At 34.2% G+C, this 25,716-nt stretch carries 29 protein-coding genes; 26 read left to right on the top strand and 3 right to left on the bottom strand.

The features are described from left to right. The first annotated feature begins 55 nt into the window (after positions 1-55). From BK574_RS13240 to BK574_RS13230, 3 genes are all read left to right on the top strand, one after another. Positions 56-1,489, top strand: coding sequence for an aldehyde dehydrogenase family protein (locus BK574_RS13240; protein ID WP_078428930.1), 1,434 nt, complete (start codon positions 56-58; stop codon positions 1,487-1,489). A 289-nt stretch (positions 1,490-1,778) separates the two neighbouring features. Then, the gene (locus BK574_RS13235; RefSeq protein WP_078428929.1) at positions 1,779-2,066 is read left to right on the top strand and encodes a hypothetical protein; all 288 of its coding nucleotides are present in this window, start codon (positions 1,779-1,781) and stop codon (positions 2,064-2,066) included. A 50-nt stretch (positions 2,067-2,116) separates the two neighbouring features. Then, positions 2,117-2,332, top strand: a complete 216-nt coding sequence (locus tag BK574_RS13230) for a helix-turn-helix domain-containing protein (RefSeq protein ID WP_078428928.1) — start codon at positions 2,117-2,119, stop codon at positions 2,330-2,332. Positions 2,333-2,426: 94 nt separating this feature from the next. Here the strand turns inward: BK574_RS13230 and BK574_RS13225 are convergent, their stop codons facing one another. From BK574_RS13225 to BK574_RS13215, 3 genes are all read right to left on the bottom strand, one after another. Beyond that, complete coding sequence (locus BK574_RS13225; RefSeq protein ID WP_078428927.1) at positions 2,427-2,762, bottom strand: helix-turn-helix domain-containing protein; 336 nt, start codon at positions 2,760-2,762, stop codon at positions 2,427-2,429. 81 nt (positions 2,763-2,843) lie between these two features. Next, a complete protein-coding gene (locus BK574_RS13220) occupies positions 2,844-2,966 on the bottom strand; it encodes an anti-repressor SinI family protein (protein ID WP_078428926.1) in 123 nt (40 codons plus the stop codon). Positions 2,967-3,450: 484 nt separating this feature from the next. Further along, positions 3,451-3,609 carry an anti-repressor SinI family protein gene (locus BK574_RS13215; protein ID WP_078428925.1) on the bottom strand — a complete coding sequence of 53 codons (159 nt, stop codon included), beginning with the start codon at positions 3,607-3,609 and terminating at the stop codon, positions 3,451-3,453. 320 nt (positions 3,610-3,929) lie between these two features. Between BK574_RS13215 and BK574_RS13210 the strand changes: the two genes are divergently transcribed. From BK574_RS13210 to BK574_RS13110, 23 genes are all read left to right on the top strand, one after another. Next, the gene (locus BK574_RS13210) at positions 3,930-4,295 is read left to right on the top strand and encodes a helix-turn-helix domain-containing protein (RefSeq protein ID WP_078428924.1); all 366 of its coding nucleotides are present in this window, start codon (positions 3,930-3,932) and stop codon (positions 4,293-4,295) included. A 204-nt stretch (positions 4,296-4,499) separates the two neighbouring features. Further along, positions 4,500-5,201 carry a YveK family protein gene (locus BK574_RS13205; protein WP_078428923.1) on the top strand — a complete coding sequence of 234 codons (702 nt, stop codon included), beginning with the start codon at positions 4,500-4,502 and terminating at the stop codon, positions 5,199-5,201. Further along, the gene (locus BK574_RS13200; RefSeq protein ID WP_078428922.1) at positions 5,179-5,850 is read left to right on the top strand and encodes a polysaccharide biosynthesis tyrosine autokinase; all 672 of its coding nucleotides are present in this window, start codon (positions 5,179-5,181) and stop codon (positions 5,848-5,850) included. Before BK574_RS13205 ends, BK574_RS13200 begins: the two co-directional genes overlap by 23 nt. Before the next feature lie 268 nt (positions 5,851-6,118). Next, on the top strand, positions 6,119-6,262 hold the full coding sequence (locus tag BK574_RS27885; RefSeq protein ID WP_169917349.1) for a hypothetical protein: 144 nt from the start codon (positions 6,119-6,121) through the stop codon (positions 6,260-6,262). Between the two features lie 23 nt (positions 6,263-6,285). Continuing rightward, on the top strand, positions 6,286-8,112 hold the full coding sequence (locus tag BK574_RS13195; RefSeq protein ID WP_078428921.1) for a polysaccharide biosynthesis protein: 1,827 nt from the start codon (positions 6,286-6,288) through the stop codon (positions 8,110-8,112). Positions 8,113-8,127: 15 nt separating this feature from the next. Beyond that, positions 8,128-9,006, top strand: coding sequence for a UTP--glucose-1-phosphate uridylyltransferase GalU (gene galU, locus BK574_RS13190; RefSeq protein ID WP_078428920.1), 879 nt, complete (start codon positions 8,128-8,130; stop codon positions 9,004-9,006). A gap of 26 nt (positions 9,007-9,032) precedes the next feature. Next, complete coding sequence (locus BK574_RS13185; RefSeq protein ID WP_078428919.1) at positions 9,033-10,199, top strand: glycosyltransferase family 4 protein; 1,167 nt, start codon at positions 9,033-9,035, stop codon at positions 10,197-10,199. After that, on the top strand, positions 10,162-11,229 hold the full coding sequence (locus BK574_RS13180; protein ID WP_078428918.1) for a glycosyltransferase: 1,068 nt from the start codon (positions 10,162-10,164) through the stop codon (positions 11,227-11,229). The genes BK574_RS13185 and BK574_RS13180 overlap by 38 nt, the downstream gene beginning before the upstream one ends. Before the next feature lie 11 nt (positions 11,230-11,240). Continuing rightward, positions 11,241-12,362: a glycosyltransferase family 1 protein gene (locus BK574_RS13175; RefSeq protein ID WP_078430860.1), complete on the top strand. Its 1,122-nt coding sequence runs from the start codon at positions 11,241-11,243 to the stop codon at positions 12,360-12,362. A gap of 18 nt (positions 12,363-12,380) precedes the next feature. After that, positions 12,381-13,283 carry a glycosyltransferase family 2 protein gene (locus tag BK574_RS13170; protein ID WP_078428917.1) on the top strand — a complete coding sequence of 301 codons (903 nt, stop codon included), beginning with the start codon at positions 12,381-12,383 and terminating at the stop codon, positions 13,281-13,283. Positions 13,284-13,324: 41 nt separating this feature from the next. Beyond that, positions 13,325-14,392 (top strand): EpsG family protein, encoded by a 1,068-nt coding sequence (locus tag BK574_RS13165; protein WP_078428916.1) that lies wholly within the window; start codon positions 13,325-13,327, stop codon positions 14,390-14,392. A gap of 27 nt (positions 14,393-14,419) precedes the next feature. Next, complete coding sequence (locus BK574_RS27545) at positions 14,420-14,572, top strand: YwzD family small protein (RefSeq protein WP_158211650.1); 153 nt, start codon at positions 14,420-14,422, stop codon at positions 14,570-14,572. 41 nt (positions 14,573-14,613) lie between these two features. Then, entirely contained in the window at positions 14,614-15,204 is a 591-nt protein-coding gene (locus tag BK574_RS13160) for a sugar transferase (RefSeq protein ID WP_078428915.1), read from the top strand. Positions 15,205-15,219: 15 nt separating this feature from the next. Next, positions 15,220-16,032: a formyltransferase family protein gene (locus tag BK574_RS13155; RefSeq protein WP_078428914.1), complete on the top strand. Its 813-nt coding sequence runs from the start codon at positions 15,220-15,222 to the stop codon at positions 16,030-16,032. Positions 16,033-16,045: 13 nt separating this feature from the next. Then, positions 16,046-16,534 carry a WbuC family cupin fold metalloprotein gene (locus BK574_RS13150; RefSeq protein ID WP_158211649.1) on the top strand — a complete coding sequence of 163 codons (489 nt, stop codon included), beginning with the start codon at positions 16,046-16,048 and terminating at the stop codon, positions 16,532-16,534. Continuing rightward, positions 16,531-17,694: an aminotransferase class I/II-fold pyridoxal phosphate-dependent enzyme gene (locus BK574_RS13145; RefSeq protein ID WP_078428912.1), complete on the top strand. Its 1,164-nt coding sequence runs from the start codon at positions 16,531-16,533 to the stop codon at positions 17,692-17,694. Before BK574_RS13150 ends, BK574_RS13145 begins: the two co-directional genes overlap by 4 nt. A gap of 5 nt (positions 17,695-17,699) precedes the next feature. Next, positions 17,700-18,440 (top strand): glycosyltransferase family 32 protein, encoded by a 741-nt coding sequence (locus BK574_RS13140; RefSeq protein WP_078428911.1) that lies wholly within the window; start codon positions 17,700-17,702, stop codon positions 18,438-18,440. Between the two features lie 9 nt (positions 18,441-18,449). Further along, positions 18,450-19,700, top strand: a complete 1,251-nt coding sequence (locus BK574_RS13135; protein WP_078428910.1) for a glycosyltransferase — start codon at positions 18,450-18,452, stop codon at positions 19,698-19,700. 2 nt (positions 19,701-19,702) lie between these two features. Then, positions 19,703-20,734: a glycosyltransferase family 2 protein gene (locus BK574_RS13130; RefSeq protein WP_078428909.1), complete on the top strand. Its 1,032-nt coding sequence runs from the start codon at positions 19,703-19,705 to the stop codon at positions 20,732-20,734. A 23-nt stretch (positions 20,735-20,757) separates the two neighbouring features. Further along, positions 20,758-21,924, top strand: a complete 1,167-nt coding sequence (locus tag BK574_RS13125; protein ID WP_078428908.1) for a polysaccharide pyruvyl transferase family protein — start codon at positions 20,758-20,760, stop codon at positions 21,922-21,924. 10 nt (positions 21,925-21,934) lie between these two features. Beyond that, positions 21,935-23,122 (top strand): glycosyltransferase, encoded by a 1,188-nt coding sequence (locus tag BK574_RS13120; protein WP_078428907.1) that lies wholly within the window; start codon positions 21,935-21,937, stop codon positions 23,120-23,122. A gap of 12 nt (positions 23,123-23,134) precedes the next feature. Then, entirely contained in the window at positions 23,135-24,322 is a 1,188-nt protein-coding gene (locus BK574_RS13115; RefSeq protein WP_078428906.1) for a glycosyltransferase, read from the top strand. Between the two features lie 14 nt (positions 24,323-24,336). After that, on the top strand, positions 24,337-25,515 hold the full coding sequence (locus BK574_RS13110) for a glycoside hydrolase family 88 protein (protein WP_078428905.1): 1,179 nt from the start codon (positions 24,337-24,339) through the stop codon (positions 25,513-25,515). The last annotated feature ends 201 nt before the right edge of the window (positions 25,516-25,716 follow it).

The following is a 25,716-nucleotide window of genomic DNA, read 5'->3' as shown; positions in this document are numbered from 1 at the left end:
ATAAGGACAAACCGAAAAACGATAACTTTAATAACATGAAAGGTGGGAAAGCCCAATGAAAGTTCGAGTGGCACAACGAAAAATGTTTCTCGCCGGAAAGTGGGTGGACCGAGACCAGACGATCACAGTAACGAACCCAGAAAATAATGAAGCTATTGCGACAGTTCCAGCTGCGACGCAAGACGATATGCTAGATGCAATTAAATCAGCCAAAAGAGGTGCTCTCATTTCGGCCAAACTCCCTGTTTATAAACGAATCGAGATTATTCAACGTGCAGCGACTTTTATAGAAGAAGAACGTGAAGAATTTGCAGTAACGATCGCTTTAGAAGGAAGTAAAACGATACGTGAAGCACGAAAAGAAGTCGAACGTTGCATTCAAACTTTGCGAATAAGTGCCGAAGAAGCCCGGCGATTAGAAGGGAAGACGATTCCCTTTGATCAAAGTAGTGGAAATGAAAATCGGTTAGGCTACTATTCTCTCTTTCCGATTGGGATCATCGGAGCCATTACCCCATTTAACGACCCGCTTAACTTAGTCGCTCATAAAATTGGCCCTGCCATTGCATCGGGCAATGCCATTATTGTAAAACCTGCAACTGTCACCCCATTAAGTGCATTAAAGCTAGCAAACGTGTTTTCAAAAGCGGGTCTTCCCAATGGCATTCTCTCGGTCATTACAGGGAGAGGAGGAGAAGTGGGTGATACACTCGTTACTCATCCTGACGTGAGAATGATTTCGTTTACTGGTGGATTAGAAACGGGAACAGAAATTGCCAAAAAGGCAGGGCTAAAAAAATTAAGCATGGAACTCGGTTCGAACTCGCCCGTGATCGTTCTCAACGATGCTGACTTAAATCAAGCCGTTGAGTCTACCGTATCAGGTGCATTTTGGGCCGCTGGTCAAAACTGTTTAGGTGTACAACGAATTTATATAGAACGAGATATATTTAAGGAATTTAAAATTCAATTTATTAAACGGACGACTTTGTATCAAACAGGTGGCAAGTTAATGGAAAGTACAGATATGGGTCCATTGATTAATGAAAGAGAAGCAATCCGCGTGGAAAACCTCGTCAATGAAGCGATAAAACAAGGCGCTATACTAGAATGTGGTGGTCAACGTGAAGGAGCTTATTATGAACCGACGGTATTAACAAATGTACCTGCTGATGCAACCATTGCAAAAGAAGAAATCTTCGGACCTGTCGTACTACTTTTTGAAGTAAAGAGTTTACAAGATGCCATCGAACGATCTAACGACGTCAATTATGGCTTACAAGCAGGAATTTTCACGAACCATTTACAATCCGCATTTGAAGCCATCCAACAGCTCAATGTTGGCGGGGTAATGGTAAACGACAGCAGCGACTTCCGTATTGACAGCATGCCATTCGGCGGAGTCAAAGGATCTGGATTAGGCCGAGAAGGTGTCAGACATTCGATTCAAGAAATGACCGAACCGAAAGTTGTTTGTTTTAATCTTTGATCCATGATTATGTTGTCACACATTTTATAAACAGAACCAAATGAAATGAAAAAATAAAGGCAGGAAGAATGATAGAACATTTTTACTTTGTTCTATCATTTTTTTGTGCTTAAAACGAGCCTTATATAAATAAGTTAGTAAAAACAAAAGTGTAATCACTTAGTATAAAAGACCTGATTTCATTTTAATGAACTAGTTACTATTATATCGTTTACTATAAAGAACAAATAAACTATAATATTCTCTATAAAGAACAGTGGTGTAAAAAACTTTTAAGGAGGACAGGTAATTGACGACGGAATTTACAATTGACAACCCCATTCAAGCAGAGCTCATCATTCATGTCGTGAAAGGAAAGGTTGTCGACTCTAAATGTACAAAAGTAGAAATAGTTGAATTTACAACAACATCACTAATATTTATAAGTTCTTTAAAGTTTCCAGTTTCAGAGGATGTAATTTATAAAGTGTCATTAAAATTGTTAGACGGAATTGAAATATACGGTATGATCCTTACTTCAATAAAAAAAAATCAAACGGATGATTATTACTACGAAATGAGATTTGAAGTATACTAGAGTTTTTTTTTTTTTGAGGGCGATGATCATAATAAAAAGGAGAGATACAAATGAATGGGGGGAATATTAGAGAGTTACGAAAAAAGAAAGGAATGTCTTTAGATCGACTCTCAGAGCTGTCAGGTATTTCAAAGTCATATCTCAGTTACATTGAACGTGGACTACAAACTAATCCAAGCATTTCTGTGTTAGAAAAATTGGCACAGTCCCTTGGTGTTGAACTTGTTTATTTAATTAAGGTTTTGAATACCCCAGAAGAAAAATAACCCACCTCGATGTAATGAGGCGGGGTATTTTTTTATTGAAAACGGACTTGTTAAATATTGTTTTCTTTGGTTGCTAAAGGGGAGATAATGGAGTTTAACTATTGTGTTTACGCCATTTATTAAATTCCAAGTATTCACGGAATTGCTCTTTACTCACACCTGACTCCATAGCTTCTTTGACTAACTCGATCCAAGCAGAGTCTAGGTCGTATTCGGTTACCGATTGTTTTTCATTATTTTCGTTTAATACGGTCTCGACGCTTACACCTAAAACTTTTGAGATCTTTTCAAGGAATTGTATCGAAGGATTCGATTGGATGTTTCTTTCAATTGAACTTAAGTAAGACTTTGCAACTCCAGCAGATTCTGCTAGTTCAGATAAAGATAAGCCCTTTTCTAAGCGTAATTTCTTGACTTTTTCACCGATCATCTGTATCGATTCCTCTCTTAACCTGTGTACTTATAGGAATTATAACAGTTTTAAGCTAGTTCTGTAAATAGAACTGAGAGGTCATGTCTTTCTACTGTTTTTAAGATATTCCTTTACTTCCTCAATCGTTATTCCTAGATCTTTTGCTTCCCTCATAAGAGCTGTCCATTCATTGTCTAAAACCTCATGGGTCTTAGTATTCATGATATTACCTCCCTAATCTTAAAACAGGCCTATTATCCTTTAACAATGGTGTAGGTATTCACTTAATTATTGAGAATATTCAGATTTTTAAGAGTGCCATGTTACATAAATTAAAACGTCCAATATTAAGGTTAAATTAATTATATATAAAATTTGGAAAAGATATTAGTTACTGAAGTCATAAATATAGTCATGCTATCCATTCGACATTTACTTATGGGAAGATTAAAGACGCATGGTACAGGTCTTGCTGTTGGTTTTTAGTAGTTAAGAAATTGTCATTTCGTATTAGTTTAGGTGTAAATATACGAAAAAAAGCAAAAATTCTACAAGGTTTTCCTAGATCAAGAGAATTATTTTATAGTTATAAATACCTATATGTATTACTAAATTAGTAATAGTGTAAATATAGTAAAATAAAAATTAGAAGAGTAAAGGTCTTTTGAAACTAGACTTAATTCATAATGTATATTACGAATTAAGTCTAGTTTTTGTTTTGTGCTATTTTTTTGTCCTTTTCGAATTGACCTAGAAATTTTTTTACATCATCAGGTTTGAGGCCGATGTCTTTTGCACATTTTATAAGTTGGATCCATTCCTCATCGAGTGTTCTAACTTGATTTATTGGTTGAATATACTTCATATATATCGTCCCCCATCGATATGAAATAACATCTATATGTTCATTATATAGAACAGATAAGTAATTACAATAGTTAGTTGTAAAAAAATTATATAATTTAACATTTTTTTCAAAGCATTCGTTTTAGTGGTATTTTTGTTCAATTAATGTAAATTAATATATAGAAATATGTGATTTTCACAAAAAAAGCTCTATAAAAAGAACAAAATCTAAAGTTATATATTGTTCAATTTGACAATCCATGGTATAGTAACAGCGAAACTGTGTTCTTTGTAACGAACGAAAGCGGATTATTTAAGAAGTAATGGAGTGAGACAGTATTGAAGCATATTGGAGAGAGAATTAAAGATTTGCGACTAAGCCATGGGATGACATTAAAAGAATTAGGGGATGCAATTGAATTTAATTATAGTAATTTATCAAAAATTGAACGCGGAAATCGGAAGCCTGCTATTGAAGTTTTAGAAAGTCTATCAAACTACTTTAAAATTGATATCGCTTATTTTTTTAATGGACAAAGTAAGACAAGTACTAAAGAAAACGTAGTAGATATCCAACTCATCCACCTAACCGAAGAAATGAAACGAAAAAATATTAGTTTAGAAGAACTAAGAGATATGATTCAAAAGTTGGATCATATGAAAAATCAAAGTAAGAAAGTAAGCCATAATGAATTTTGCGAATAAAGAAACTTTTCTATTGACATGTTCTTTATAAAGAACTAAAATGACATTAGAAATATTTTTCCAAATTGAACAATTAGTTCTATATGACTAAGACATTAAACTTAATTCGTAGGAAATAAGATTTATTTCAAATTTTTTTGGTCTTACTGTTCTTTAAAGAGAACTACACTAAAGTAATCAAATAATAAGTTGGTGGAGAACGATATGGCAAAAGAAATTAATTTAAGAGAAATATTTCTCATTATAAAAAAGCGTTTTTGGATAATTGTTGTCATTACGATGATTGCTACAATTGCTGGCTACTTTCAAAATTCTTCAAGTATCACATCTCTCTACCAATCATCTAGTCGCATAATCGTAGGTGCAAGTTCAGATTATATGAACACACTTAGAGTTATTATGAGAGATTCGATTATCATGGAAAAGGTCGTCATGGAACTGAACTTAACGAGATCACCAGAAGCATTAGCAGGGCAAATTACGGTTGAAAGTATCGATAATTCACAAGTCGTCAGAATTTCAGTCATAGATACAGATCCGAATTTAGCAGCAGAGATTGCCAATACTACTGCAACGGTTTTTAAAAATGAGATTGGAGAAATTGTTGATTTTAACGATGTCAGTTATTTGTCTGAAGCGAAAGTAAATCCATATCCAATCAATAGTAAAAGTAATAGAACAATATATATTGCGTTTATTATGGGACTTGTCATTGGAACAGGCTTTGTATTTTTACTAAATTCTCTGGATGATACAGTTAGCTCGGATCGAGACGTAGAAGAATTAATAGGACTTCCCATATTAGGCTCTGTTTCAAAAATGAATAAAAAGAATATTAATAAGAAAAAGAAGAAGCATCGTGAAACAGAATACCGAGGTGAGATTGTTGATCTTAAAAAGACTTAAAAGTGTTATAACTAATAAAAATCAAAAACGAAATTTAATCACATTTTCCAACCCAGAGTCGATTATTACAGAAGAATTTCGAACGATTCGAACCAATATCCAATTTTCAGCAAATGAAAAGCCGAGTAAGACTATCTTGATGACGTCTCCATCTTTACAAGAGGGAAAATCAACAACAGTTGCCAATCTAGCGGTTTCCATCGCACAACAAAAAGAAAAAGTTCTCATCATTGATGCTGATTTAAGAAGCCCAAGAATTCATTCGATTTTTAAACTCGATAATTCACTAGGTTTATCATCGGTATTAACGAATCAAAACTGGTTTGAAGAAGCGGTGAAAGAAACGAATATAGGGAAATTAGAGGTGTTAACGAGTGGACCGCTCCCCGATAATCCAGCAGAGTTATTAGGGTCGAACGCATTTTCTCGCTTACTAGAAACGGCTTCCCAATCCTACGATGTTATATTAATAGATTCACCACCTTTATTAGAAGTATCAGATACAAAGCTTTTAGCCAATCAATGTAAGACGGTCGTTCTAGTTTTAAGACATGGTAAAAGTAAGATCGAAAAAGCGGTTGAGGCCAAGAAAGTTTTAAAATTTGCCAAAGCCGAGCTGATCGGAGCGATTATAAACGAAAAATCATAACTATATTTTTTTACCTTAACGTTCTTTATTGAGAATTATAATGTGCGTTATAAAAATCAAATTTGGTGATACCTCCTTACCATTATCAACGGAGGTACTCGGTCATGCTGTGGGTTGACAAACCTTAGACGCAAGTCGTCGATAGTATGGTGTGAGGAGGGGTTAGATGCCCTATTTTTTATTAAATAAAAGTACTTAAGTATGTGGTTTTATGAAAGACCGTAAACTTAAGTACTTTTAATTCCCAACTAAAGTGAGGAGTGTTGATATGACCAAAGACTTTGATCGATTGCCTAAGTCGATAAAGAAGGCAATTCGTTATATAAAGCAAGATGCATCGCAAGAGGAACTTGATGAGATCAAAAAACTAGTCGAATATGCAATTGAAAGAAGGACGTTATCCCTAGATTAAATCGATTAGAAAGGAGGGGCAAGATGACGTATCGGCAAAGGCTTTCCTTATTTATACTCATTGATTCATGTATTGTTTTAACGGCGATCTTTGTCAGCCATTTTCTCGTTAAAGCAGACTTGAATTTTTTTACACTACCGATCATTACTAGTCTAATCGTTATATTAGTGAGTCATCATTTCTTTGCGATTGTACTAAAGCTGTATAAAAAAGCCTGGGAGTATGCGAGCATTGGGGAACTATTAATCATTTTTAAAGTCGTTACCTTTTCAATTCTTACTGCATTTTTAGTTCAGCAATTTTTCCTGCAAGAAACATTCTTGCGCGTGTTAGCGATCACGTGGATGCTTCATATCTTACTCATTGGAAGTTCTCGCTTTGTTTGGCGAATGTATCGTGATACGTATATGAATAAAGAAGACAATAAAAAAAGAACGCTCATCATCGGTGCTGGTTCTGCGGGAACGATGGTTGCGAGACAACTTTTAAAAAGTAATGACGGGGAGTTACTACCTATTGCTTTTATTGATGATGATATGAAAAAACAACAATTAGATATTTTAGGAATACCTGTCGTTGGTGGTTCGAGTGGAATCGAGGAAACAGTAAATAAGTTAAACATTGAAAATATTATCATCGCCATCCCTTCATTAAGTAAAAAAGAGTTAAATGATATTTTTCAAGCTTGTGTGAAAACAAAGGCAAAGGCGCAAATCATGCCGATGTTAGAGGATCTTGTCACCGGAAAGGTTTCAGTTAATCAATTCCGCGATGTCCAAGTTGAGGACTTACTCGGCCGTGAGCCTGTCCAACTCGACATTGATAAAATTTCTGGATATATCACTGACAGGGTCGTTCTAGTAACAGGTGCGGGAGGCTCAATTGGTTCTGAAGTGTGTCGGCAAATCTCAAACTTTAATCCTAAGCAGTTAGTGTTATTAGGTCATGGCGAAAATAGCATTTACTCGATTGAGATGGAATTAAAGGAGACGTTTGTCCATACGAATATTGATTTTATTACTGAGATTGCCGACTTACAAGATGCCAATAAAATGCTAACCGTGATGAATACATATCATCCAGATGTCGTGTATCATGCAGCTGCTCATAAACATGTTCCGTTAATGGAAAGAAACCCTGAAGAAGCTGTCAAAAATAATTTAATCGGTACGAGGAATGTAGCAATGGCAGCTAGTTTACACCATGTCGATACCTTTGTGATGATCTCAACCGATAAAGCTGTCAATCCAACGAGTGTTATGGGTGCTACGAAACGATTAGCAGAAATGATTATTCAAGATATGAATAATCAAAGCCAAACGAAGTTCGTTGCTGTCCGTTTCGGTAACGTATTAGGAAGTCGAGGAAGCGTCATCCCATTATTTAAAAAGCAGATTGAAAAAGGCGGACCTGTCACGGTAACACACCCTGATATGGTTCGTTATTTTATGACGATCCCAGAAGCTTCTCGCCTAGTCATCCAAGCTGGAGCATTAGCGAAAGGCGGAGAAATTTTCGTGTTAGATATGGGCGAACCTGTCAAAATTGTAGACTTGGCGAAAAACTTGATCAAATTATCGGGCAACTCACTAGAGGAAATCGAAATTGAATTTAGTGGCATGCGTCCAGGCGAGAAGTTATTTGAAGAACTTTTAAAAGAAGAAGAAGTTCAAGAAGAGCAAGTATATCCAATGATTTATATCGGAAAAACATCAGTACTTTACATGACCGAAATTGAAGAGATTATTAAAAATTATTCAAAGTTAGATAAAGACACACTGAGGGAAGCTTTATTGAATTTAGCAAATAACAAAGTTTCCGTTAAACCACTATTGACAATCCCAAGTTAAAAGGAGTGCATGTAAATGAAAGTAAGAAAAGCGATTATTCCAGCTGCAGGGTTAGGAACAAGATTTCTCCCAGCGACAAAAGCGATGCCAAAAGAGATGTTACCAATCGTTGATAAACCAACGATCCAATATATTATTGAAGAAGCGATCGAATCTGGCATTGAAGATATTATTATCGTTACAGGTAAGGGTAAACGAGCGATTGAAGATCATTTTGACCACTCTTTTGAATTAGAACAAAATCTATTAGAAAAAGGCAAGTTTGAACTATTAAATGAAGTTCAAAAATCTTCAAAACTCGTAGACATCCATTATATCAGGCAAAAGGAACCAAAAGGGTTAGGCCATGCAATCTGGTGCGCTCGCAAATTTATTGGTAATGAGCCATTTGCTGTCTTACTAGGTGATGATATCGTTCAAGCCGAAAAGCCATGCTTGCAACAAATGATGGAACAATATGAGCGTTATAATGCTTCGATTATCGGTGTTCAACATGTCGCAGATGAAGATGTTTCAAGATACGGGATTGTTGATGCGACGTCCATCGGGGAACGTTTTTATAATGTAAGCAATCTTGTTGAAAAGCCAAAGCAGGAAGAAGCACCGTCAAACCTAGCCATCTTAGGCCGGTATATTTTAAGTCCAAAAATCTTTGACATCTTAAGTAAACAAAAGCCGGGAGCTGGTGGAGAAATTCAGTTAACGGATGCCATTAGTGGCTTAAATGAATATGAAGCGGTTTACGCATATGATTTTGAAGGAACCCGTTATGATGTTGGTGAAAAAATGGGCTTTATTCAAACAACGATCGAGTTTGCCCTTCAACGTGAAGATTTAAAGCATGACTTACTCGAATATTTATCAAAAGTCATGGAAAAAGAACTCATTAAATAACTTAATGATTTGAATGGGTGGTATAAATGCCTAAAAAAATTTTGTTTTGTGCAACCGTTGACTATCATTTCAAGGCTTTTCACTTACCGTTTATGAAATGGTTTAAGGAGCAAGGCTGGGAAGTGCACATCGCAGCTAAAGGTGAAATTGATTTACCGTATACGGATCAAAAGTTTAGGATCCCAATTCAACGCTCTCCTTTTAAGTTGAAAAATGTGAAGGCGTATCAACAAATAAAAGCAATTATTAAAGAAAACGATTATGACATCATCCATTGTCATACACCGCTAGGAGGCGTTCTTGCTAGGCTAGCCGCACGAAAAGCTAGAAAATCTGGAACAAAAGTCCTTTATACAGCACATGGCTTTCACTTTTGTAAAGGAGCGCCCACTTTAAATTGGCTCATCTATTATCCGATTGAAAAGCAGTTGGCAAAGTATACCGATTGTCTGATCACGATCAACGCAGAAGATTATCAATTAGCCAATCATCACAAGTTTAAAGCAATTGAAGTCGACCATGTTCACGGAGTGGGGGTTGATACAGAGCGCTTTAAACCAATCACTGAAACTGAAAAAAGCGAACGCAAAAAGTCATTTGGCTATCATCCAGATGACTTTTTCATCTTTTATGCAGCTGAATTTAACAAAAATAAAAACCAACAATTGCTAATCCGCTCACTTGCTTTAGTTCAAGACTATATGCCAAACGCGAAGCTGTTACTCGCTGGCGAAGGCGCTCTTCAAGAAAGCTGTAAGCAGCTCGTCAAACAACTAGGAATTGAACATATGGTCGTTTTTCTCGGCTTTCGAAAAGATATCGACCAAATCCTTCCCATGTGTGACATTGCTGTCGGATCAAGCTTTAGAGAAGGGCTTCCCGTCAACATTATGGAAGCGATGGCCTGCGGACTACCGATTGTCGCAAGTAAAAATCGTGGCCATGTCGAGCTCGTTCAGGATCAAGTGAACGGTTATCTCGTATCTCCTCATGACTACGGGCAGTTTGCGAGAGGCTTGCTAAGAATTTATCAAAATACCGACTTACGAAGCCAAATGGGAGCAGCGAGTATAAACCTAATGAACACCTATTCCCTCTCACAAATCAGTCAAGAACTAAGCACCATCTACACACGCTATATGCTGGAGGAAGAAAATGAAACCAAAAGTCAGTATCATCATGCCCATATATAATGTAGAAGATTATTTAAGTAGATCTATTGATAGTTTAATATCCCAAACGCTATTAGATATTGAGGTTATTGCTGTTAATGATGGGTCTACTGATAATAGCTTAGACATTCTTCATGAGTATGCTGCGAAGGATCAGCGGATTAAAGTGATAGACAAAGAAAATGGTGGCGTTTCGTCAGCCCGTAATGCAGGACTAGCAAATGCAACTGGCGAGTTCATTGGTTTCGTTGATCCAGATGATTGGGTGGATCAAGAAATGTATGAAGAAATGTACGAAACCGCAATAGTAGATGGAGCCGACATCGTCATGTGTTCGTATATGCGGGAGTTTGGCAGCCACTCCAAGGAAAAACAATTTAATTTGCCTGAAAAGATTACTTATAAAGCAAATGATGTTCAAGAAAAGGTGATGAGAAGGTTAGTTGGTCCATTAAAAGAAGAAGTAGCTAATCCAGAATTATTAGATGCTTGGGGAACTGTTTGGTCTAAGTTATATAGAGCCGACATCATTAAAGATAACGGCATCACGTTTACGGATTTAAGCGTGATTGGGACAAACGAAGATTCATTATTTAATATCGAAGCTTTTTATTATACGAAAACATTTTCTTTTATCAATAAACCTTTTTATCATTATTGGCGTGTCAATTCAACATCTGTGACAACTGGGTATAAACCAAAGCTGATCGACAACTGGTCAAATTTATATCAAATAATAGAAAAATTGATAAAAGAAAAAGATTTGGGTGACGACTTCTATCAAGCACTAAATAATCGGATAAGTATGAATACGTTAGGCCTTGGCTTAAACGAGGTAAGTAAAGCTAATAAAAGATCACCTGTTACAAAAATCAACAGACTTAACCAAATACTACATGATCACCGAATTAAACGTTCCTTTAAAGAGTTTGAGTTGGGGCAATTCCCCATAGTGTGGAGGGCGTTTTATTTTTGTGCAAAGCAAAGGTTTGCTCTAGGTTTTTACTTAATGTTATCAAGCATTGAAGTACTTCGAAAGATTATCAGATAGGAGTGTTTACGCTGAAACCGATACGTATCCTCCAAGTCGTAACGATCATGAATCGTGGCGGACTTGAAACGATGTTAATGAACTATTACCGAAAGATCGACCGCTCTAAAATACAGTTTGATTTTATAGTCCATCGAACGGAAAAAGGGCATTATGATGATGAAATAGTGGCACTTGGTGGTAAAGTTTTCAGAATGCCGAAGATTCGACCTGGGAATTATAACTTGTACTTCAAACAACTTGATCAATTTTTTGGAGCCCATCCTGAATATCAAGTCGTTCATTCTCATATTAACGAGAATAGTAGTTTTGTCCTTCGCGCTGCCAAAAAAGCAGGTGTTCCATGTCGAATTGCACATAGTCACTTAAGTGACCTAGGACTTGACTTAAAACTTCCGTTTAGAGTTTATGCAAGATTAGCAATGAAAGATAATGCTAATCACTATTTTGCTTGCTCAAAACAAGCAGGTGAGTGGTTGTTTGGTAAAAAGATTACAAAATCTCAGCAAGTTAAAGTGTTAAACAATGCGGTGAATGTTGAAGAGTTTCAGTTTAACGAGAACATACGTAAAAAAGTGAGAGAAGAGCTAAACGCAGAAAATAAACTCGTTATCGGTCATATTGGTAGATTTAATAAACAAAAAAATCATGAATATTTAATTGATATTTTTAAAGCTGTCCAAGATAAACAGCCCGACTCAGTACTCGTTTTAGTTGGAGATGGACATTTACGACAGCAAATTGAAAAGAAAGTCAATGATTTAAAGCTGTATTCCCATGTTCACTTTTTAGGTGTTAGAGAAGATATTGCAAATTTAATGCAAGGATTTGATCTATTTTTATTTCCGTCTCTTTTTGAAGGTTTACCAGTAGTCCTCGTTGAAGCGCAGGCAGCTGGGTTAAATTGTGTTGTCTCTAATACGATTACAAATGAAGCAGATCTTACTGGCAGAGTTGAATTTCTACCATTAGAGGAACCTCCACAACAATGGGCAAACAAAATCTTATCATTAACTTATGAGCATAAAGATACATCCGAGTTATTACGAAAATGTGGTTATGATACTGGAACAATGGCTGATTGGCTTACAGGTTACTATACAGGTCGTGTCATTGAAAAGAAGCAAGCATAAATATGGAGGTTTTTAGTAATGAATGCAACATTAACGGTGTTTACACCTTCATTTAATCGAGCCTATTGTCTTCACTTGTGTTATGAGAGTTTGAAGAGACAAACTTGTAAAGATTTCGTATGGTTAATAATCGATGATGGGTCAACTGATAATACAAGGGAACTCGTCGAAAGTTGGATGTTAGAAGGAGCTATTCCCATTCATTATCACTATCAAGAAAACCAAGGAATGCATGGTGCTCATAATACAGCGTATGAATTAATTGAAACGGAACTTAATGTGTGCATTGATTCAGACGATTATATGGCGGATGATGCAGTTGAAAAGATTTTAACGTTTTGGAGGCAATATGGCAGTAAGGATTATGCGGGCATTGTAGGACTCGATGCTACTCAAGATGGTGAAATCATAGGAACAAAACTACCAGAGCGCTTGAAGAGTGCACCACTTTCTGACTTATACGGAAAGCACAAAGTGAAAGGTGATAAAAAGCTCGTTTATCGCACGGAACTTACAAGAAAAACACCACCGTATCCGTTATTCCCAGGTGAAAAATACTGTCCATTAAGTTATAAGTATATTTTAATTGATCAAGAATTCCCGTTACTTATAATGAATGAAGTATTATGTCACGTGGAATACCTAAATGATGGTTCTAGTATGAATATAATTAAGCAATATAAGAAAAACCCCCGCGGTTTTTCTTTTTTTAGAAAGGTTGCAATGAAATATGCACCAACTTTTAAGGATAGAGTCAGAGAATCCATACACTATGTTTCAAGTAATCTCATGGTTAAAAACTACAAATTTCTATTAGAGTCACCTTGTAAAATGACGACATTTCTTGCAACACCACTAGGAATTTTACTTTACTTGTATATTCAAAATACAGGTAAGGCGACAGTATTAAAAAATAGTTGAGCAAATTAAGCACGCTTGAACTATGGAAAGGGTTTTATTAAATGACCGTATTTTACCTAAATCTTTCTATAGTCTACTTCTTTTCGTTTTTATCTAGGTACTTTGCAAAACCAACGGAAATAGGACCTACTGAGGTAAAGCCAAATAAATTATTGGCTTTTTTGGCTTTATCAACTTTAGTGCTTGTATCGGGTCTTCGTAATAATGTCGGCGATACTTATTATTATATGCACTCATATAGTATCGCTAACTTTAGTTGGGAAACGATTGAGTTTGAAGGGGATTTTGGTTTTAACATTCTTCAAATGCTATTACAGCAAATCTCCAGTGACCCGCAAATCATGATTTTTGTAACTGCTCTATTAACAAACGCACTGATAGTAATGACTTTATACCATTATTCACGATTATTTGAAATCAGTTTATACGTATATATAACAATCGGCTATTTCTTAGTTTCGATGAATGGTATTAGGCAGTATTTAGCAGCAGCGATCGTATTTGCTGCGACAAAATATATTATCGAGGGTAGCTTTAAAAAGTATTTGCTAGTGGTCTTATTCGCTTCAACGATTCATCAAACAGCACTTATACTAATCCCAATTTATTTTATTGTCAGAAGCCCAGCTTGGTCACGAACGACATATATTTTATTAGGCTGTTCAATTTTCATTGTTATTGGATTTAATGAGTTTATGAATATACTATTTAGTGCCATCGAAGATACCCAATATGGAGGATATAAAAACTTCCAAGAAGGTGGTGCTAGTGTACTTAGAGTATCTGTGGGAGCAGTACCTGTTCTTATCGCATTTTTAGGAAGGGATAAACTAAAAAGAATTTTTCCAAACAGTGATGTCATAGTTAATATGTCAATTTTGAGTTTAGTATTTCTCGTCATATCTACACAAAACTGGATTTTCGCTCGGTTTTCAATTTATTTTGGATTATATCAATTAATTTTAATTTCTTGGATCATAAAGCTATTCTCTAAAAAAGATCAAAAGCTTGTTTATTATGGAATTTTAGTCTGTTATTTTATTTACTTTTTCTTTGAACATGTTATTTCCTTAAATATGTACTACAGAAGTGATTACATTAATCTCTAAAATTATTAAAAGGTCGGGTTGAAAGAAATGAACATATCAGAAAAATTATCAGAACAACAACTTCAAAATATTTTACTAACAATTTATGAAAAGGGACAGTCAGAAAAGAATATAAATGTTACAGAGTTAATTGAAGAGATTAAAGAGCATATTATGACAGTAGTCAATGCAACAGAATAAAACTTGAAGCAAAAAATAGAGCCTGGAAATGGAGGTGACTTATGAAACGAGCCTTTGATGTAGTAGTTTCATCGTTCCTTTTACTCATTTTATTTCCTGTTATTTTGGTTGTAGCTGTACTCGTTAAGAAAAAGTTAGGAACACCGTTACTTTTTAAACAACAACGTCCAGGATTATATAGTAAGCCATTTTACTTGTATAAATTTCGGACGATGACAAATGAGAAAGACGATGAAGGTAAACTTCTTCCAGACCATCAGAGACTTACTTCTTTTGGTAAGCTTCTTCGTAAAAGTAGCTTAGATGAATTACCACAGTTAATAAATGTACTGAAAGGTGATATAAGTTTAATAGGACCAAGACCATTGTTAATGCAGTATGTTCCATTATATTCAGAGGAACAGTTAAAGCGTCAGTCAATCAAACCAGGTATAACTGGATGGGCTCAAGTTAATGGAAGAAATGCAATTTCTTGGGAAGAAAAGTTTAAATATGATGTTTGGTATGTAGAAAATCAAAGTTTTTTATTAGATATTAAGATAATTATACTCACAATTATTAAAGTATTTAAGTCAGAGGGCATCAATCAAATAGGTCATCAGACAACTGAAAATTTTAGAGGCAACAATTAGGAAGGGTTGGATGTAATGAACGATAAGAAACTAAGAATAATATTAATGGGTAAGAAAATATGGGCTGCTAAAGCACTCAATTACCTTATTTCAAGCGGACATGAAATAGTGGCTGTTGTCGCAAGAAATCCTTCAGAAGAATTAGACTGTAAAAATAATAAATCATTGTTTGAAGTTGCTCAAGAGAACAATATACCGACACTATCAATTACGGAGTTGTATGAGTGGATAGAGTTTCCGGAAAAAAGTTTAATTGATTTGAATGAAATTGATTTAGTAATTTCATATTTATATTGGGCTAAGATTAAAAAGTCTTTGTTAGAAGTTCCCAAAATAGGAGCGATTAATTTCCATCCTGCTCCATTACCAGATTTAAAAGGACTAGGTGGATATAATAAAGCTATATTAGAAGGTAGATGTAATTATGGGGTAACCGCACATTTTATGAATGAAAATATCGATGATGGTGAAATAATCGAAATTGAAAATTTTCCTATTGATAGAGATAAAGAAACTGCTTTAAGTCTTGAGAAAAAGAGTCAAATTCATATGTTCTCTCTTTTTAAAAGGGCTATGAACTTAATAGAAACTAATACACCTATTACAAGAATTAAACAAAAAGAAAATGAAGGGCTTTATATTAATAGAGAGGCGTTTGAAGCGATGAAATATATAAAAGATGATGATACACCTGAAATAATTGATCGAAAAATAAGAGCGTTTTGGTACCCTCCCTATGAAGGAGTAAAAACAGTAATTAAAGGCGAAGGATATACAGTAGTTAACAATGAAATTCTAAAAAGTATTAGTCACCTTATGCATAATTAAGGAGATGACCTCAATGGTTATAATAAATAATAATCATATTAAAAAGTTAATTGATGATTCATTAAATTCAAAGAGTAAGCGTAGCCATTTTTTACTGCACCATACTCATGAGGATAAGATCCAATCTATATTATTTTGTATACAGCCAGATACATATATCGCCGCCCACAAACACTACAACGATACGGAAACAATTTGTTGTTTAAAAGGCAGAATGGCTGTTATCTTTTACTATGATAATGGGGATATAGAGGATGTAATAGAATTAAATTCTAATGACTTAAATAAAATTATTAAATTTAACCCTAGTAGATGGCACTCGTATATTTGTCTAGAGAAAGATACAGTAGGGTTGGAGATTAAGGAAGGACCTTACCTTGAAAAAAATATCATTAAAGCAAGATGGTTTTCTGATATGGAAAGTAAGTGCCCAGAAAACTACTTAAATAAATTAAAGTTACATGTAGGAGAAATAATAAGTAAGAAAGAGGGTGTGACATGAGTAAAAAAAGAATTTTTTTATCGCCACCACACATGAGTGGGAATGAGGCAAAGTATATAAGGGAAGCATTTGAAACGAATTGGATTGCCCCACTCGGGCCAAATGTCGATGCCTTTGAAAAAGAACTAGCAAACTATGTTGGAGTCAATGAAGCCGTTGCCTTGAGTTCGGGGACAGCAGCTATTCATTTGGCTCTTATTTTATTAGGGGTAGAAAAAGGAGATCGAGTATTCTGTTCTAGCTTAACTTTTGTTGCAAGTGCGAACCCTATTCTTTATCAAGGAGCAGAACCTGTATTTATTGACTCAGAGCCAGATACTTGGAATATGTCGCCTGATGCGTTAAAAAGAGCCTTACAAGATGCAGCAATCGAAGGAAAGCTTCCGAAAGCGATCATCGTTGTCAACTTATATGGTCAAAGTGCAAAAATGAATGAGATTGTGGCCTTATGTAATGAGTTTAGCGTTCCGATGATTGAGGATGCAGCTGAGTCGTTAGGTTCAACGTATAAAGGAAAGCCAAGTGGAACTTTTGGCGAATTTGGCACCTTCTCATTTAACGGTAACAAAATTATAACCACATCAGGTGGTGGGATGCTGGTAACAAATGATCATGATATGGCACAAAAAGCTCGCTTTCTGGCTACGCAAGCAAGAGATTTAGCTCAACATTATCAGCATAGTAAAAAAGGATACAATTATCGCTTGAGTAACATCCTAGCTGGAATTGGGAGAGCTCAGTTAGAAGTATTAGAAGAAAGAGTAGCGGCAAGAAGAACAATTTTTGAAAACTATGTTTCAGAACTAGGCTCTATACCGGGGCTTATTTTTATGCCTGAATTAGAAGGAACTCGCTCTAATCGTTGGTTAACAGCCTTAACCATTGACGAAAAAGAAGCAGGTTTTACAATTCAGTCAATGTTAGACCGATTAGCAGAAGAAAATATTGAAGCACGACCTGTTTGGAAGCCATTGCATATGCAGCCTTTATTCAAAGGCAGTTTGTTTTATGCTCATAGTAAGGAGCAGGATATTGCAAAAGGGTTGTTTAGAAGTGGGATTTGCTTACCATCTGGTTCGAGTATGTCTAATGCTGATCAACAAAGAATAATAGAAGCAATCAATACTGAACTAAAAATAAATACACTATTAAAAAGGTGAAAAATATGACCGGAGTAACCCAAATTCCAAAGATAATACACTACTGCTGGTTTGGTGGAAAAGAGAAACCAGATATCGTAAAAAAATGTATTCAATCGTGGAAAACACATCTACCTGACTATGAAATTAAAGAATGGAATGAACAAAATTTTGATTTTCATTCCAACACTTATGCACGGGAGGCATATGAAGCCAAGAAATATGCCTTTGTCAGTGATTATGTCAGAGTTTATGCTTTATATCACTCTGGTGGCATTTATTTAGATACCGATGTTGAAGTATTTAAACCTTTCGATGACCTACTTTATCGTGAGTCCTTTTGGGGGTTTGAGCAAGAAAACTTCATCGCTACGAGTACAATAGGGGCTGCGAGAGGGAATAAACTAATAAAGATTTTCCTGGATTCCTATGAACAGAGGAAGTTCATTCAAGACGATGGTAGCTTTGATCAACTGACAAATGTTGCGATCATTACGGATCTATTAAAAAGAAAAGGTTTAAATCCAAATGGAGAATATCAAGAAATTGGTGAGTTGGGCGCCTTTTACCCGCAAACCTACTTTTCTCCATATGATTATATTAATTGTCGCAAATTTATAACGGAGGACACCTATGCCATGCATCACTTTTATAAGAGTTGGCTGCCATTTACAGCTAGAGTGAAAGGGAACTTAAAAGTAACAGCAGCTAAACTGATTGGTGGTAATAATATAGCAAGACTAAGAAAATTATTATCAAAAACGTAGGAGGTTCTTATGAAAAAGGTTTTGATTGCCTCCTTTGACATGGAAGTAGGCGGTGTCGAAAGAAGTTTAATCAGCATGCTCGAAAACTTTGATTATGAAAATTATAAAGTTGATTTAATGCTATACCGCCATCACGGTGAATTTATGAGTTTAATTCCTAAGCAAGTGAACTTATTACCAGAGGTTCCTCAGTACGCAACCTTTAGACAGTCAATTAGTGAAATAATTAAGGAAAAGCGGGTTACGATTGGAGCTACAAGAATTTTAGCTAAGATTAATGCTGATGTATTAGGGAAGTTAAAAAGGATGTCAGAACCAGGTTATTTTCAAATGCAATTAATGTGGAAATATGCGTTGCCTTTTCTTCCACAATTAGATGTAGCGTACGATGTCGCAATTAGTTATCTTTGGCCCCATGATTTTGTTGCGGAAAAAGTTAAAGCAAAGAGAAAAATAGCTTGGATTCATACGGATTATTCAACTGTAGAAACTGATAGAAAAATGGACTTAAAGCTTTGGGATAATTTTGATCATATTGTTGCAGTATCTGAAGCTTGTAAGCAATCATTTCTAAAAAAATATGATTCCTTAATTAATAAGACATTGGTTGTTGAGAATATTACATCACCAGAATTTATTAGAACGATGGCAGATGTAGATGTGGAAAATCCGATGGTGAAAGATAAAAGATTTAAGCTTGCAACAGTAGCAAGGCTATCTCATGCAAAAGGAATTGATAACGCGGTTAAGGCACTAAAAGTTTTGAAGGATAAAGGATATAGTGATATTGCGTGGTACGTAGTTGGTTATGGTGGAGATGAAGAGATGATAAAACAATTAATTACTGAGAATGGGCTTGAAAATAGTTTTATCCTTTTAGGTAAGCAAATTAATCCATATCCATATATAAAACAAGCTGATTTGTATGTTCAACCTTCGAGGTATGAAGGGAAGGCTGTTACCGTAACTGAGGCAATGATATTAGGGAAGCCTATTTTAATTACAAATTATTCTACGGCTAGTAGTCAAGTAGAAGATGGGTTTGATGGAATTATTTGTGAATTAAGTATTGAAGGAATAGTTGATGGTATTGAAAGTTTATATATTAATCAAGATCTTAGGAATAAGTTAATTATTCGAAATAAGCAAAAAGACTATAGAAATAAGGTTGAACTTGAGAAGTTATATGAACATATGCAAGTTCAGGAAACCAAGAAGAATATAAAAAATAATAATCGTAGTTTTCAAGGAGTGATTTAAACATGAGTATAAAAGTAAGTGTTATTATCCCCGTCTATAATGCTGAAAAATATCTTGCTCAATGTATTGAATCACTCCTATCGCAAGCACTTCAAGACTGTGAATTTATTTTTATTAATGACGGATCAAAAGATGATAGTTGCAAAATAATCGAAGATTATAAAGAAAAAGATCCTCGAATTATTTTAATAAACCAAGAAAATCGTGGAGTCAGTATAGCTAGGAACAATGGTTTACAAATAGCTTCAGGAGAATATATAGGTTTTGTTGATGCTGATGATTACATTGAAATGGATATGTATGCAACTTTATATCATTCGGCCAAATTAAGTGATTGTGATGTTGTAATCAGTAATTTTGAAAACGAAATAGACGGACATAAAGTAATGACAAAATACCCCTTTCCCTTAAATATCAATTTGAATAACGACTATATCAATCAAGAAATATTACCTTATTTTATAAAATCAGATAATTTAAATACGGCTTGCAATAAGTTATACAAAAATAAAATCATAATAGAAAACAGTATTAAGTTTCCAGAAAAGCTTTCGCTAGGAGAAGATGGTATGTTTAATATGATCTTTTTTAGTCAAGCTACAACCACAAAATATATAGATTATACGGGGTACCACTATAGAGAAGTAGAGGGAAGCGCAACTAGAAATATTTCAAAGAAAGATTATTTTGAGAGAGCATTAGAAGTATATCAATTTGAATTACCTGAACAAATAGTCGGTCATCTAGACAAAGAAAAAATACATCAATTTAAGGCGGTTAGGTTAATCAAAAGTGTTCTGTCCTACATACATGTATATTTTTCACCTTCAAATGAAGTTAGTTTTAAAACAAGGTACGAATATATAAAAAACATGATTAGTAATCAAATTGTAAGAGAAGCATTACCTACATACTGCGAATTACACCAAAATACTTTAGGAAAGTATGAAAAATTTTTACTTAACATGGTAAAAAAGAAGTCAACAATGGGATTGTACTGTGTGACGGCTTATAGTCGATTAAGAAATAGATAGGATTGATTTGGAGGTGGGGTTATATGAAAATCATGATGTTTGCTCATGATGGTAGCTTAAATAGAGGATGTGAGGCTATCGTTCGTTCTTCTACTAATTTAATAAAAAATAAAATTAGTGGAGCGAAGGTTTATTTAGCTTCAGGTAAACCTGAGACTGATAAAATCATTACAAAATTAGATGGGATTTATGATGGTTCAAACCGAATTATAAAAAAATTTTCATATGATTGGTGGATTTCTTCAATTAATGTAAAACTCTTAAAAAACGAATCATATGCTCTGGGGAAAGTTCACCAAAATATTATCAAACATATAGATACTATGGATGTTTATCTCTCAATTGGCGGAGACAATTATTGTTATGGTGAACAACCTGGATGGTATGAAATTGATCGAAGAGTAAAAGCAAAAGGCAAGAAGTTAGTCCTGTGGGGTTGTTCGATTGGTGAAGAAGATATATCGGAGCAGAAATTAGAAGATTTAAGGTCGTTCGATTTGATTTTAGCTCGTGAAACACTTACCTACCACATGTTACTTAATAAAGGTCTAACAAACGTAAAATTGTGTGCCGATCCCGCTTTTACAATGGAAAAGGAAGAGTTGGAATTGCCTAAAGGGTGGAAAGAGGGAAATACAGTAGGTCTAAACTTTAGCCCATTAGTTTTAAATAAAAACAAGAAATCCGATACTGCAGTTAAAGAGCTCATTCAACATATCTTAGACACTACAAACTATACAGTTGCTCTTACACCACATGTTATTCAAGAGCAAAATAATGATTATGAGGTTCTTTATAGGTACTACAAAGAATTTAAGAATACGGAACGAGTAATCATTTTACCAGAAAACTTAACCGCACCTCAATATAAGGGATACATTTCTAGAATGAGGTTTTTTATCGGAGCAAGAACGCATGCAACGATTGCAGCTTACTCAAACTGTGTTCCAACAATGGTCTTAGGCTACAGTGTAAAATCGAAAGGAATTGCTAAGGATCTATTTGGTGAAGAAGAAAAGTTAGTTTTAAATATTGGAGAAATTTCAGACAGTAAGAAACTAATTGCTAACTTCGATGTAATGGTTAAAGAGGAGAAAGAAATCATTGAAAATCTAAAACAATCAATTCCAAACATCCAAAAGATGTCATACAAAGCAGTCGAATATTTAGAAGAATTGGCAAATACATGAGGTATTTTTTATGAAGAAAAACTTACTATTTGTGATGCCTAGCTTATCTGCGGGGGGTGGGGAGAAGAGTCTAGTCAATTTGTTACAGCAGATTGATTATAACAACTATAATGTTGATTTGTTTTTATTTAGTCAAACTGGACTGTTCTTTAACACTATCCCAAAAGAGGTTGCTATATTAGATTTACCATTAAGATATATTTATTTCACAAAAAGTTTCAAGCATTCTATTGAGCATTTTATAAAAAATAGTCAAATAAATTTAGCTTATAACAGGGTGATGTTCACTTTAAAAAACAGATACTCTAAAAATAGCGATCGATCAGAACAGTATACTTGGAAGTTTTTAAGGAGTTCTTTCGATCAGTTAGAAAAAGAATATGATGCAGCGATTGGGTATTTAGAAAAGACTTCAATCTATTTTGTAGTAGATAAGGTAAAGGCTAAAAAGAAAATCGGGTGGATTCATACAAATTATACAAATTCTGGTATGGATCGAGATTTTGACCAATATTACTTTAATAGGTTAGATCACATTATAACCGTTTCCGAAGAATGTGCGACAGCCTTAAAAGAAAATTTTGTGGAGTTAAGTAAAAAAGTAAAAGTCATTTATAATATTGTTTCTCCAAAAGTTATCAATAAATTGTCTATAGATAATGTAGAAGACGTAGGATATTCGAATGGAGTTACAGATATTGTAACTGTTGCAAGGTTGAGTCATGAAAAAGGCATTGATATAGCAATACAATCCTGTAAAATCTTGATAGAAAAAGGATATCCAGTAAGATGGTTTGTTATAGGTGAGGGGAAGGAACGAGTAAAGCTGGAAACAATGATTAAAGATCTCGACTTAACAGATGTCTTTATACTTTTAGGAACTAAAGAAAACCCTTATCCTTACATAAAAAATGCAGATATTTATGTTCAACCGTCACGTTATGAGGGGAAGTCAATAGCAATAGATGAAGCAAAGATCCTTAACAAGCCAATAGTTGTTACAAACTTTAAAACAGCTAAGGATCAAATTACAGATGGAAACAATGGAATAATTGTTAATCAAGATGATGAATCTATTGCAGATGGAGTCGAAATATTAATAAAAGATAAGGCACAAAGAAATATATTAGCCACTAATTTATCTTGTGAAAAATTAGGGACTGAAGAGGAGATAGAGAAGTTGTACCAAATTTTCTAGGAGGTGATAAAAGTGAAAAAGAATATTTTGTTTGTAATGAACAATTTAAATTGTGGTGGAGCGGAAAAAGCACTTATTTCTTTATTAGAGACAATTGATTATTCTTTATATAATGTGGATTTATATTTATTCAAGCATGAAGGTATATTTTTTAATAAAATTCCCAATAAAGTAAAACTTTTAAAAGAACCTACTGAATATAAATTCTTTGATATGCCGATAAAGACGGCATTAATAAATTTAATTAAACAAGGAAAAATAAACTCTGCAGTATCAAGAGTTCGTGCAGGGTATATTTTTAATACAGAAAATAATCGAGCACAATGTGAACAGAGAGTATGGAAACACCTTTCGAATTCTTTAAGCCCAGTGAATAAAGAATACGATGTAGCCATTGGGTACCTAGAGAAAAACCCAATCTACTTTTGCGTAGACAAAGTTCAAGCAAAGAAGAAGATCGGTTTTATTCATAATGATTATATTAAGTTAGGCATGGACCCCAGTATAGACCTCCATTACTTTAACAAATTAGATAAAATTGTGACTGTCTCCAATGAATGTGCTGATGTTTTAAAGCAAGAGTTTCCTATGTATCAAGGTAAAATTGATGTAATGTTTAATATTATCTCACCTAATGTTATTCATAAAATGTCAAAAGAAAAAGTATATCTTAAAGATAAGATACTTAAAATTGTTTCTGTTGGTAGGTTAAATTATCAAAAAGGCTATGAGTTAGCGATAGAAGCTTGTAATTATCTGGTGAAAAATGGGTTTCAGTTTAAGTGGTTTGTAATTGGGGAGGGCGAGGAAAGAACTAATCTTGAAAGTTTGATTAGAGCAAACAACCTAGATGAGAGTTTTATTTTGTTAGGTTTAAAAGAAAACCCGTATCCTTATATAAAAGAAGCTGACATTTACGTTCAGACTTCTAGATTTGAAGGGAAATCTATTGCTATAGATGAAGCTAAAATATTACAGAAGCCTATACTGGTAACGAACTTTAGTACAGCAAAAGATCAAATTAACCATGGAGAAAATGGATTAATTGTTGAAATGAATGGAAGTTCTATCGCAGAAGGTATCCAAAAGTTGATTAAAGATCAAGGTTTAAGAAATAAACTAATTGCAAATTTATCGAAGGAAAAGCTAGGAACCGAAGAAGAGATTGAAAAATTATATGATTTTATTAATGCAGGTTAGAAAGGGATATTAAAATGATTCAACAAGTAATAATGGTTATATTACTTAGTATTATTATAGTACTTATATTAATCGATGTAATACCTATTTTAAAAGATTGGTTAAGTAGAATCCATATAGGAAGATACGAAGACAAAGATAAATGGGGGCAGTCAATTACTGATGTAGGTGTTAATTGGTTAAACAAAACTCCAAAAATTAAGGTAACAGATAACACTCGATTAGTAGTAATTGATATGTTACAAGGAAACTATACAAAAAGTGCTATACAACATTGGCAAGAAGCATCTTTGTTATTAGGCCTTTCAGAAAAGCTAAAATATGAAGATGAAAGTAAAATAAAAAAAGAAATATTAAAGTATCTGGAGAGAAAATTTGATGACACTGGCCAATGGATCGATAAACCAGTCCATGTCGATGGAGCTATACTTGCCTATGCCATAATGAAATTAGAATTTATAGATTCTGATAAATATAAAAAAGCCTTAGATTACACATGGGAAATGATTAAAGAACATATAGGTGAAGATGGAACAGTAGGATATAGGAAATCTATGATGGACTACAGATATGTAGATACGGTAGGTTTCATATGTCCTTTTTTAGTGGCTTATGGTTTGAAATATCAAAAAGAAGAATGCATTGATTTGGCTGTGAAGCAAATTAAAGAATATGAACAATGGGGTATGTTAAAAGAACACTTTATTCCCTGTCATGCCTATAAAGTTAACAATAAAGCTCCTCTTGGTTTATATGGTTGGGGAAGAGGTCTTGGCTGGTATGCAATTGGATTAATCGATGCATGGGAAGAGTTACCTCATAGGCATTATTATAAGCATGTTCTAGAAGAGAAAGTATTAAGTTTTACGAAAGCAATAATTAGTTTTCAACAAAGGGATGGAAATTGGAATTGGACTGTAACAAGGGATGAGAGTAGAGCCGATTCATCAACAACAGCAACTTTAACTTGGTTTTTATTAAGGGCAGCAAGAATAGAAAGTGTTTCAAAAGAATGCTTAGGAAGTATTGAAAAATCTATTGAATACTTGATGAATGTAACTAGGAGAGATGGATCAATTGATTTTTCACAAGGAGATACCAAAGATATTGGAGTATATTCTTCATTATTTAATATACTGCCTTTTACACAAGGGTTTTGTATTAGAGTAATAAGTTGCTACAAAAATAAATAATATAGTCATTTCAAGCCTTCCATCTTTTTTTATGAAAAAATGGAGGAGAAAGAAATTGAATATTATTAGGGATGCAATACAAAAAGGATTAAACTATTTGGGATATAATATCTACTCAATCAGGGCTAATAACAAAAAAAACACTTAAAGTTAGTAGATTATAGTGAAGCTATTTATACAAGAAGTGATGTTTATTTTGAA

The sequence above is a fragment of the Alkalihalobacterium alkalinitrilicum genome (assembly GCF_002019605.1).
Lineage (GTDB): Bacteria > Bacillota > Bacilli > Bacillales > Bacillaceae_F > Alkalihalobacterium > Alkalihalobacterium alkalinitrilicum.
Note: the sequence above shows the minus strand (reverse complement) of the source record. Positions and strands in the feature narration are given on the sequence as shown.